General features: G+C 66.8%; 9 protein-coding genes. 4 read left to right on the top strand and 5 right to left on the bottom strand.

What is annotated here, in order from left to right; translation table 11 throughout:
• From GJ630_RS13930 to GJ630_RS13915, 4 genes are all read right to left on the bottom strand, one after another.
• A partial coding sequence (locus GJ630_RS13930; RefSeq protein WP_197427653.1) for a Brp/Blh family beta-carotene 15,15'-dioxygenase occupies positions 1–740 on the bottom strand: 740 nt, incomplete at its 3' end.
• Positions 737–1462, bottom strand: coding sequence for a lycopene cyclase domain-containing protein (locus GJ630_RS13925; protein ID WP_050037043.1), 726 nt, complete (start codon positions 1460–1462; stop codon positions 737–739). The genes GJ630_RS13925 and GJ630_RS13930, both read right to left, overlap by 4 nt.
• 48 nt (positions 1463–1510) lie before the next feature.
• Positions 1511–2482, bottom strand: coding sequence for a phytoene/squalene synthase family protein (locus tag GJ630_RS13920; RefSeq protein ID WP_014041241.1), 972 nt, complete (start codon positions 2480–2482; stop codon positions 1511–1513).
• A gap of 256 nt (positions 2483–2738) precedes the next feature.
• Positions 2739–4319, bottom strand: a complete 1581-nt coding sequence (locus tag GJ630_RS13915) for a bacterio-opsin activator domain-containing protein (protein WP_191450083.1) — start codon at positions 4317–4319, stop codon at positions 2739–2741.
• 128 nt (positions 4320–4447) lie between these two features.
• On the opposite strand from GJ630_RS13915, the gene GJ630_RS13910 reads away from it, so the two are divergent.
• The 4 genes from GJ630_RS13910 to GJ630_RS13895 all read left to right on the top strand — a co-directional run bounded on the left by GJ630_RS13910 (position 4448) and on the right by GJ630_RS13895 (position 8803).
• Positions 4448–4732, top strand: a complete 285-nt coding sequence (locus GJ630_RS13910) for a hypothetical protein (protein WP_014041243.1) — start codon at positions 4448–4450, stop codon at positions 4730–4732.
• A 66-nt stretch (positions 4733–4798) separates the two neighbouring features.
• Positions 4799–6172 carry a ribonuclease R family protein gene (locus GJ630_RS13905; RefSeq protein WP_014041244.1) on the top strand — a complete coding sequence of 458 codons (1374 nt, stop codon included), beginning with the start codon at positions 4799–4801 and terminating at the stop codon, positions 6170–6172.
• A 283-nt stretch (positions 6173–6455) separates the two neighbouring features.
• Positions 6456–7196, top strand: coding sequence for an ABC transporter ATP-binding protein (locus tag GJ630_RS13900; RefSeq protein WP_191450081.1), 741 nt, complete (start codon positions 6456–6458; stop codon positions 7194–7196).
• Complete coding sequence (locus tag GJ630_RS13895; protein WP_191450079.1) at positions 7193–8803, top strand: hypothetical protein; 1611 nt, start codon at positions 7193–7195, stop codon at positions 8801–8803. The genes GJ630_RS13900 and GJ630_RS13895 overlap by 4 nt, the downstream gene beginning before the upstream one ends.
• Here the strand turns inward: GJ630_RS13895 and GJ630_RS13890 are convergent.
• The gene (locus GJ630_RS13890) at positions 8800–9402 is read right to left on the bottom strand and encodes a transcription antitermination protein (RefSeq protein WP_191450077.1); all 603 of its coding nucleotides are present in this window, start codon (positions 9400–9402) and stop codon (positions 8800–8802) included. The genes GJ630_RS13895 and GJ630_RS13890 overlap by 4 nt on opposite strands.
• Between the last annotated feature and the right edge of the window lie 68 nt (positions 9403–9470).

Raw genomic sequence — 9470 nt, 5'->3', positions numbered from 1 at the left:
CACAGACAGAAGTACACGCCGATGGCGAGCACCGGCGGGACGAGGGCGAAGTACGCGAGCAGGCCCAGTGTCTCACCTGCGTCGAGCAGCCACGGCCGGCGGGCATCGGCGCGAGCGAACCCGACGGCCAGCGTCGCCACGACGAGCGCGCCGTAGGCGAGGGCGAGCGCGGTCCGCACGTCGGTCCGGAACGCCCAGCCGATAGCGGCCACGGCGTCGGGCGCGAACAGCGAGACGAGGTCCGTCGCGACGCGGCGGTACCACTCCGGGAACGCGAGCAGCGGGACTAGCATCGGCAGGCCGCCGCGGACGAGGACGGTTCCGATTCGTTGCGGAAGGGTTCGGAGGTGGTCGGCGTCGGCCAGCGCACGCAGCGCGTACAGGTCGCCCTGCCCCCAGTGGAACCACGTCACGGCGATGAAGAGGACGAACGCCGCCGCGGGCGCGAGGAACCAGGCGACGGCGTAGGTTCCGCCGACGACGCCGTAGAGCGCGAACACGCGGGCGATAGCCCGCCAGTCCGGGCGCTTGCCGCGGGTGCGTGCGACCGCGAGGTGGTCGACCGCACCGTGGGGGAGGCCGAGCAGAACGGCACTGACGACCAGCGGGGCGTACTGGAGCGCGGGCGGTATCGAGACCCCGGCGAGGAACGGAGCAACGACGGCGAGGCTGGCGATCCAGCCGGGAACCAGTGCGACCCGGTAGCGAACCGACGGCTCGACAGTACTGCGGCGGCTCATTCCCATCTGTCCCGAAGCCAGATGTAGAGCACGACTCCCTGCACGACGAACAGCGTCGTCAGGAAGAAGAACACCGCCTCCTCGATGGGCAGGTCGAGCAGGGGAATCGTGTAGCCGGTCGTGTACTGTTTCGAGAGGGTCCAGACGCCGAGTCGGATGGCGACGCTGTCGATACCGCAGAGATAGGCCGCCGGAACCAGTGTCGCGCCGCCGACGGTCCGCCACTCCTTGGCGAGGAACTGCCAGCCGAAGGCCCACTGAATGGCGAGAATCGGCCCGCTCCAGACCAGCAGCGACCCGAGGTACAGTCCCGAGTCGGAGCGCAGGAGCACGAGGCCGGACAGAACGACGACGAGCGCAGCGGCGAGTCCAACGAGCCGCGTCCGCATCGGCGTGGCTAGCTGGCGCTCAGTGTCCACCCGAAACCGGGCCACCCACAGCCCGACCATCGCGGTCTGCAAGACGAAAAAGAGGTACTCGCCGAGGGGAATCGACCAGAACCGCACCAGTACGGCGCCGTCGCCGTACCACCAGACGCCGCGTCGAATGAGCGCGCCGTCCCACGGCGTCGTGTAGACGAGCGCCAGGCCTGCGAGGATTGCTGTCCCTGTGAGGACGTCCCGGCGGCTCCCGAGGCGGTAGGTGGCTGTCAGTGCCAATCCAGCCACGACCGGCACCACGAACAGGGCGTGGAACTGGAGATACGTGAGCGTAGGCAACATTAATTCAGATACAGCCGGTGGTCAGAAACGATACCCGGTGCGTGGCTGTCATCCACGCCACGCGGGTTGCCCGTGGCCGTGGGCGTCCGTCGGCGTCTCGCCGGGGCCGCGCTCTGAGACAGCGCTCACGGTGTAGAACGTCGCTTCGGGGTCGCCGTTGCGCCGCCAGTGCCACCACGTACGGGCGAGCAACCACAGCCGGCGGCGGCGAGTGAGTTCCGGCGTCTCCGTCAGCACGTCGTAGCCACGGTCGCGGATGAGTCGGTGGTGGTCAGCGTACAGGACCGCAGCCAGCAGCACGCCGAACTGGCAGTCTTCCGGGAGGTATCGGATGCCGGCGACGCCCTCGCGGTACAGTTCGTCGGTCCGAGCCAGTTCCTCCTGCATCACGGCACGGAAGGCGTCGTCGACCTCGGCGTCGGCCAGTTGCTCCTCGGTGACGCCGTGGCGGTCGAGCGTCTCCTGTGGGAGGTACACCCGGCCATAGTCGTGGATGTCCTCGCGGACGTCCCGCAGGAAGTTCGAGAGCTGGAACGCTTCGGCCAGCGCCGTCGCGTGGGGCAGGGCCTCCGCCTTCTGTGGCGGGTCCATCACCTCCGTCATCATGTGGCCGACAGCGACGGCGGAGCCGCCCATGTACTCACGGAGGTCCTCGAACGTCTCGTAGCGGGCCTGTGCGATGTCCATCTCCATCGCGTCGATGAAGACGTTGATCGTCTCCTCGGAGATGTCGTGACGCTCGGCCAGGTCCTGAAACGCCGCCATGACCGCCTCGTGGTCGGTCTCGGCCGGGTCGACGTTCCCGAGCGCGGCCTCGCGGATTACCTCCAGTTGCTCGTGCTGGACGGTCGGGGGCGGCCCATCCGTCTGGTCGACGACCTCGTCCGCGACCCGGAAAAAGGCGTACATGACGTAGGTCGGGTGGCGGATACGCTCCGGAAGCAGACGCGTCGCGAGGTGAAACGTCCGGCCGGTCTCCTGCTGTATCGATTTGCTGGTTTGGATGTTATCGGAGTGCATTGAAAGCTATCGGGCGGTCATTCGGCGGGCGATGCGTCGCGCGCTTGTCGGCAGGCTGTCCGTAATAGTTCGGTCGATCCGTGAGTGCACCGCTGTCACGGGGGACTGTGTCCCGTCGGTTCGCCGGAGACAAACAGGACACTGGTTCCGTATCACTACATGTATATACGGTTGTTATCGGTATAAGCGGACTACCAAACTGCTTCGGGAATCGTGCCAGGAGTCCGCCGCAGGCGTAGGGATTCGCAAGCACTGGTTACCAGTTTTCGAACACTTCTTCCAGTAGCTTTCGCTCACCCGCACGGAGGTGCTGGTGGAACGTCGACGGACAGATGTCCATCGACTCGGCCAGTTGCTCGCCGGAGACGTCGCGTGGCCAGTCGAAGAAGCCGCCGAGAAACCCCTTCCGGAGCGCCGTTAGCTGGCGGTTGGTCAACCGCTCTTCGACGTTTGCGATGAACGCCTGACGGGAGACCGGCGGTTCGTCCCGTTCTCGCACGGAGAGCAGTTCCGTCTCCGGATACTGGCTGCGGACCTGCTCGACCACGCTTCGGGTCTCCATCGACGCCGGGAGCGTGACGGTGACTGTCGCCTTCCCCGGTTCGACCAGAATGTCGCCCGTCTGGGCCCCGCGGTCGGCGACGACCGAGACGACCGGCGGGTCCGAGACGGTGAATTCGAACAGCGCCGACGAGTCCGCCGTCGAGACGTGCGAGACGCCCGACACCTGGGGGTGGTCGGCGGCGACGGCACAGACCGCCGAGGGGTCGTCCGTCTCGACGAGGAAGAACATCACCGTCTCCTCACCGTCGGGGACGCTCCCACCGTACTCCATCGAGCAGCCGAGTTCGCTCGCCACGTCGATATAGAAAACCTCTGGGTCGGTGACCCGCAGTTCGAGTTCGGTGACGTTGTCGGCGGTCAGCAGCCGGCTGGTCTCGCGGGCGTCGATGGCCGCCGCGGTCGCCCGCCCGATGGTCCCCAGTACGGCCTGTTCGCGAGGGTCGAACACGTCGTCGCTGTCGGCGTAGACGGTAAGGACGCCGTACAGCGACTCGCCGGAGACGAGCGGGACTGCCGCGACCGACGCAACGTCGGAGTCGGCGAGTCGGCTGTGTTGCTCGTCGATGTCACCGGTCACAACTTGCATCTCCTCGGTGCGGGCCGCCTCCGCAACCGGGTCATCGGCGTCCAGCGGGATGGACAGCGACGTCGGGTGGTCGGCGGAGAGGGCTGTCGACGACAGCGTCTCGTCGCGGAGATCGAGTTCTGACACCCAGGCGAACTGGTAGGAGTCGACCTCGGCCAGCCGGTCACAGACGGTCTGCTGGATGGCCTCGCGCGAGTCGACGGTCAGTACGTCGCCCATCACCGCTTTCAGCAGCCCGTCGACCCGGTCAACGAGTTGCTTGAGGTTCTGGCGCTCGGCCTTGAGCTCCTCGCTGCGGCGCTCGGCTGCCAGTTCAGCGAGCTTCCGCTGGGTGATATCGATGTGTGCGACGACTGCGCTCCCGGCCTCGTCGTCGGGCAGCGGTGCGACCCGCATCAGAAACCACTGCTTCTCCTCCGGGGAGTGACACGGGTACTCCATCGTGAACAGGTCCTGCTCACCGTCGATGACCGACTCGATGCCGCCGAGTGCCTGCCCGGCGTACTCGTCGGCGTCGATGTCGGTCGTCGCGAAGTAGTTCGTCCCCTCCATCTCCCCATCCTCGTCGCCCGCGAACTCACGCCAGGCGCGGTTGGTAAACAGAATCGTCCCCTCGTCGTCGAGGACAGCGATATTGATGGGTAGCGTGTCCAACGTCGAGTGAGCGAGTGTCTCTGGTGGCTTCATTCAGTGTCCCTGGCTCCGAATAGCCGATACCCTGTGTAGTGGCGGCGGGTGAATAAACGTGTGGCCCGGAACGGGGAACTGTTGCCTGTGCGGAAAGCTCTAAGCGCTGTCAGTCGCAACTGGTTCGTATGTTCGGGTCCCGGAGTTCCCGGGGGGAGTCAGTCACCTGCATCGCGTGTGGGGAGTCCGTCCCACGGTCCGAGGCCCGCGAGTACGACAAACACGGCGACCGGTGGGACCGCCGGAACAAGACGTTCGAGCACCTCTGTAAAGCCTGTTTTGCCGACCTGTGCCAGCAGCCGCGGGACGGCCTCGAAACGACGCTTGACGCCGCCGGGGCCGGCGAGACCGACCAAGAGACCTTCCTGAGACGGTTCCGAGAACTCTCCGAGGGCGACACGCACAGGGAATGAGACGCGGAAGTCACGGCCCAGTCCCACCCCGACAGCCCTAACTACGCCCTGTTCGTACCGGGTGACATGACTACAGAGGACGCGCAAGCGGCCGCCGGGACCGCCGAGGGGCAAGGCCCCGTCGAGATCGACCCGGAGATGGCCCGCCATCTGGAGAACAAGCGCGAGGAACTGTTCGAGAAGTTCGGCATCCCCGACGAGTTCCCGCCCGAGGTACTGGAGGAGGCCAAAGAGCGCACGCAGGGCGTCCAGGCCGAAATCGAGGACGAGGTCGACGAACGCGAAGACCTCCGGGAGATGACGACCTGGACGACCGACCCCATCGACGCCCAGGACTTCGACGACGCCATCTCCATCGAGGAGCGCGAGGACGAGATCGTCCTCTGGGTCCACATCGCCGACGTGACCCACTACGTCAACCCCGACACGAAGATGTGGGAGCAGGCCGTCGAGCGCGGGAACACCGTCTACCTCCCGGCCTACACCGTCCACATGCTGCCGCCCGTCCTCGCCGAGACCGTCTGTTCGCTGGTCCCCAACGAGGACCGCCTGGCCCACACCGTCGAGATGCACCTCGACAAGGAGAACCTCGGCTACGAGGAGATCAACATCTACAAGTCCGTCATCCGCTCGGACGCTCGCCTGACCTACACCGAGGCCGAGCGCCTGCTGGACGAGCCGGAGACCGCAGAAGACGTGCTAGAGGACCAGAGCGTCGACCTCGCGGAGAAGACCGAGCGCGTCTGGGAACTGGCCGACCGGATGCACGAGCAGCGCAAAGAAGAGGGCTCGCTCGTCCTCAACCCCGCCCGCGACCGCGCCCACACCATCATCGAGGAGTGTATGCTGAAGGCCAACAAGGCCGTCACGCACGAGCTGATGTGGAACCGCGGCGTCGAGGCGATGTACCGCGTCCACCCACAGCCGAGCCCCGACGAGTGGGACGAGGCGCTGGTCGAGATTCAGGAGCTCGACGGCGTCTCCATCCCCGGCGACGCTTGGGACGACCCGCGAAAGGCCGTCAACGCCACGCTCGAACAGGCCCCCGGTCGCCAACTCGACAAGATTCAGTGGGCCGTGATGAAGGTCATGCCACGCGCGAAGTACATGAACGACCCCTTCGGCGGCCACCACGCCCTGAACTTCGAGATTTACGGCCACTTCACCTCGCCGATCCGCCGCCTGTCGGACCTCATCAACCACTGGATCGTCTACACCAACGACGTGCCCGAGGACCTCGTCGCGCTGTGTGACCGCGCCAGCGACCGCCAGAAGGACGCCGAGCAGTGCGAGCGCGAGTACAAGAACTTCCTGCAGGAGGTCGGTCTGGACCCGTCAGCGGTCAACAACCGCGGTATCGAAGTCGTCGAGAATCCTGATGACGATGGCGAGGATGAAGACGCTGAAGCCGATGCCGCCGACGCAGCCGTTGAAGAGTAACGGCTAGCTAAAGTATCGGGTTCTGTTGTGCATGGTTCTGCAGCTACGGCCGTCGGGAGCCAGAAAGCCCCGGCTGGGTGGGACTGAAAGGGGCCGTGCTATCGGCGAACTCCGACGACGCAAGCACGCGAAGCGCGCGCAGCGAGGCGCAGGAGCCGATAGCGCGGGGGCTTTCTGGCTGTTCAAATATCACCACAAAGCCGTAGCAGCACCAAACAACCATCCCAGAGAGTCGCACATAGCAACAGCAAGACCTTTTCACAGTCGGTACGGCACTGCCCGTATGTGCCCTCCAGCACCCGCAATCGTCACCGAGGGGTTGACGAAGCGCTACAGTGGGGTCTCGGCGATAGCGGACCTCGACCTCACGGTCCCGCGTGGGAGCGTCTTCGGCTTCCTCGGCCCCAACGGCGCGGGTAAGACCTCGACGATTCGCATCCTGACGACGTTGACGAACCCGACAAGCGGCACCGCTCGGGTCGCCGGTGAGTCGGTCGCCGACCGCGCAGCGGTGGTCGAACACATCGGCTTCCTCCCCGAAGAACCGCCGCTGTACGACGAACTCACCGGCCGGGAGCAACTGGAGTACGTCGCCGGCCTGCGCGGCCACGAGGACTGGGACCGCGTGGAGTCGCTGCTCGACCGGTTCGACCTCGACGGGGACGCCGACCGGCGCGTCGAGACGTACTCGAAGGGGATGAAACAGAAACTCGGGCTGGTCCAGGCGCTGTTGCACGAGCCGGAGGTCCTCTTTCTGGACGAACCGACCTCGGGGCTGGACCCGCGGGCAGCCCGGACAGTGCGTGACACCATCAGCGAAGTCGCGGCCGCTGACACGACGGTCTTTCTCTCGACGCACATCCTGCCCGTCGTCGAGGAGCTGGCCGACACCGTCGGCGTCCTGTACGACGGCGACCTCGTCGCGGAGGGGTCTCCCAATGAACTGACCGACAGCGTCGAGTCCGGGAGCACGCTCGAAGACGTGTTCCTCGACGTGACCAGCGAGCACCCGGGAGAGCGATGAGACGGCCGAGCGGACGACGGACACGACTGATCGCGCGGACGGAACTGCGGCGTACCTGGCGCAAGCTCAAGGGGACAACACGCGGCGCACTCATATTCCTCGGCGGCGGGCTGGGCATCAGCATATACAGTCTCGCTATCGGCGCAGGGGCGTTCTTTTTCGGCGGTGCCCTGGCCGACAGCGACCCCCACACGGTCAGGCTTGCGACGACGGCGGGTATCGTCGGACTGCTCGGACTCGTCGGCTTCTTCACGCTCCAGCACACGGTGAAATCGGCCGGCGAGCCCGACGCCGCCGACGGCCTGCTGACGACGGTCCCCTACGAGGACGCGGCGGCCGGGCTGCTCGCCGCCGAGGCCGGTCGCGTGTCGCTCGCGCTCGCCATCCCGATTGTGGCGCTGGTAGGCGGGCTTGCAGCCGGTGATGCGGGCGTGCTCGTCGCTCTCGTGGCGCTCGTCGGATCGGTCGCGGTCGCCCTGCTGGGGACGGTTCTCGGCTTCGGCCTGGGGCTGGTGACAAAACTGGTGGCGAACCGCTCGGCCTTCGTCGCCAGTCACCGCGCGAGCGTCGGGGCTGCCGTCTCGCTCATCCTGCCACTTGGCTGGGTCGCGATGACGGCCGTTCCGACGGTACAGCTTCGCGTGCTCCAACTGGCGACCCAGTCACCGCTCTCGTGGCCTGCCGACGTAGTCCTGCTCGTGCTGGGGACCGGCGGCAATTCGGTCGCTGCCGTCGTCGCCACAGCGGGGATTTTCGGCGCGCTCCCGGTCGGCGCAGTCGCGTGTCTGTGGCTGGCCGGGCGGGCCTGGTATGCCGATCCGGTCCAGCTCGACCACGAGTTCGACGCCGACGAGCGAACGCTCTCGGACCGTCTGCTGGCGGGGCGGGTCCCAACCGCGACCCGCGTAGTCGCACAGAAGTCGTGGCTCAGAGCCAAGCGAGCCCCCGTCACCGTCCAGTTTGCGGTCATGCCGTTCTTCTTCTTGGTGTATCACCTCCAGATAGTCATTCTGGAGCGGGTAGTGCCGCCGACGCTCCCGCTCAGCGCCGGCCTCGCCAGCGCGGCGGCGTTCGGGGCCGCGTTTTCGCTCAATCCGCTCGGCGGCGAGGAAGGGGTACTGCCGCTGACGCTGACCGCTAACGTCTCCGGCCGAGCCTTCGTCGCCGGGCTCGTCCTTGCGGGCGCGCTCCCCGGCGTCGTGGTGACGACGCTACTGGTCGTCGGCCTCGGTATCGCGGCCGGGACACCGCCAGTCACGCTCGCCGTCGGACTCTCACTCGCACTCGTGGCAACCCTCGCCGCGCCGGCCATCGCCGTCGGCACCGGCGTCGTGTTCCCGAAGTTCGAATCCTCGTCGGTGCAGGGCCGCGAAGTGGTGGTCCCGAGCGGCTGGGCGTTCGGACTGTACTTCCTCGTTCTCGGCGTGGCCGTCGCGCCGGGGAGTCTGGCGTACCTGCTCGCCGTCCGAGACCTGTTCGCGCTACCGGTCGATGACGCGCTCCTTCTCGGTGGGGGGCTGGTAGCGAGCGCCGCAATCGCCGTCGCTGGCGCTGTCGCCGGCTTCCTCTATGCCGCCAACCGCGTCGCGACCTACCGACTCGACTAGCAGATGGGCTTCGGGTCCAGTCCCATCGCCTCCAGCGTTTCCGCGTAGTCGTCGTACGCCGCTTCGATGGCTTCGGTCGCGGCCGCGGCTGCCGTCTCGCGCCCGGATTCCGAGAGGTGTCCGAGAGCGGCCTCCCCGTCGTCGAGTGCCGACGCCTCCCCTCGAATCTCGCGGAACGTATCGGCCCGCTGCTCGTCCGCCTCGTTGATGAAGAAACTCACTACCTGCAGGTAGAACCGGTCGGCGAGCAGCGGCGCAGCGACGAGGCCGGCCCCGACGCGCCGCGCAGTCCCACTGACGGTTTCGAGGTGGTCGATGAACCCATCGGGGTCACCGGCGTCCGCGTCAATGCGGTCCGCCCGCTCGGCCGCAGCCTCGGCGGCTGCCCCGAACTGCGTCGCCACGTCGCTGTCAGACTCGTCGGCCCATCGACCGAGGATATCCGCAAGCCCCGACTCGCGGGTCGACGCTGCCGTGAGTACCGCCTCAGTCTCCAGCGTCGCATCCGTCGCGGCGATGAGAACCTTGTCCGAGCCCAGTCTGTCTCGCTCCGTCTCGGTTCGGTCGCGAACGGCATCGATAGTGGCTCCGGCGTCCATACGCCTGCTGGGAACGGCAGGGGCTTGAAATCCCCGCCCGATTTATCCGCCGGGCAACGCTACAGTCG

It is taken from the genome of Haloarcula sp. CBA1122 (assembly GCF_009741785.1).
GTDB classification, from domain to species: Archaea; Halobacteriota; Halobacteria; order Halobacteriales; family Haloarculaceae; genus Haloarcula; species Haloarcula hispanica.
This window is presented reverse-complemented; position numbering and strand designations above follow the sequence as displayed.